Raw genomic sequence first — 1,491 nt, forward strand, 5'->3', positions numbered from 1 at the left:
CGATTTAGAACGAATGGTTGTGCAGTAAACGATAATTAAACCGAATGACAGTGCAAAACCTATTCGTGATTAAACATAAAAACCTGATTTGGCGAAACGCAAAGGTTTTGCCCTAAAGCTAAGTTTTAAAAACATATAACGCCGCATTAAGCGGCAAAAAATTGTTGGTTATAATGTTGAACGGAGTGAAAACAACCAACTGTTTTTTGTCCGTTTGAATGCCTTGTTAGTTGTTGGGGTTAAAAGCTCCACGCTAACAACAAGTTACCATAGCATACTGCATAAATTAATAATAAAGAATACCCGTACCGCTACAAAATAAAGCCTGACTTTTGAGCCACGCAAGTACCCGTTTAGAAGCGAACGCATTAAACCTTCAATTGACAAATGAGGTTGAATTTCGCTGGTTAAAGAGCAAAAGTTAATGGCGAAAACTCACCTAAAACACAGACCAAACCTATTTATAAAACACCGCTTTTGCAATAAAACTTCACTTGTTTAGCGGTACAACTAACGCCCAAATAACGGGCTAAGTAATACTTGCTAAAATGTGCAGCGAAGTGGAACCGAGCAAGTGTTACGTGTCCCTGTTGATTTGCTTGTTAGTTGCAACATACTTTCACCAAGTACAACAATAACTTAAACGCACCGTAATGGAAATACCAAGCCGTGAATTTGAGCCATTGCATTCACTATTTAGAGCGAATAGTTACGCTAATACACCTTTCAGAAACGTGATGAAAGTGACTAACTTATTCGCGGTAAAGCACCAAACAGTGAATTGGTGAAACTGAATTATTTAGCACTTAGACGATCTTTTTTATTAGCCAACTAACGCCCAAATAACAGGCTAAGTAATAGTTGGCTAAAATGTGCGAGGAACGAAGCGCGGCCAACTGTTGCGTGTCCTAGTTTATTTTCTTGTTATGTGTCTTTAATGCATACCTAAAAAGTTTAACTTGAAGTAAAGCTACAAAAAAAGCAGTAATGCCAAAAAAAAGATATGAACTTTTAAGTACACTCAAATGCTTATCTATTTTCAACTCCGATTCGGCAACAAGTTTTAATCTGGAAGCGATTTCAGAGTTTGATAGTTCGTTATTTTCTACCAGTTCTGCAAATGTATAACTAGCAGCTGCTAAACCCCCATTTGAATCTAATATTTCGATAATAAAAATACCAAACCAGCAAAGCCCTAGTAAAGGAATTATTGACAACATAAAAATAGCGGCCAAATATTTTAGATTATCCATAATAAAACACCAACTCTAGACACATAACGCCCAAATAACGGGCTAAGTGGTGCTTGCTAAAATGTGCAGCGAAGCGGAAACGAGCAAGTTCTACGTGTCCCTGTTGATTTGCTTGTATGGATAATACATCCATCTTTATTATTCTTTTTAAACCAGTTTAGGTAAAGTGAGGCCCAAGCTTTAGCAGCAACTAAAGCCTTTTTATACGGTAGTTCGATTGATTGCAGGCTCCTCTATT

Annotated in this window: 1 protein-coding gene; it reads right to left on the reverse strand. The window is 37.2% G+C overall.

The window, feature by feature from the left end; all coding sequences use genetic code 11:
• Window positions 1-908 precede the first annotated feature (908 nt).
• Window positions 909-1,253: a hypothetical protein gene (locus ASU03_RS18555; RefSeq protein WP_057833200.1), complete on the reverse strand. Its 345-nt coding sequence runs from the start codon at window positions 1,251-1,253 to the stop codon at window positions 909-911.
• Between the last annotated feature and the right edge of the window lie 238 nt (window positions 1,254-1,491).

The sequence above is a fragment of the Colwellia sp. TT2012 genome (assembly GCF_001440345.1).
Lineage (GTDB): Bacteria > Pseudomonadota > Gammaproteobacteria > Enterobacterales > Alteromonadaceae > Colwellia.

Bases quoted from the DNA above. Each gene is read 5' to 3' on its own strand.
- ASU03_RS18555 (WP_057833200.1), bottom strand. From the start codon at position 1,253: ATGGATAATCTAAAATATTTGGCCGCTATTTTTATGTTGTCAATAATT.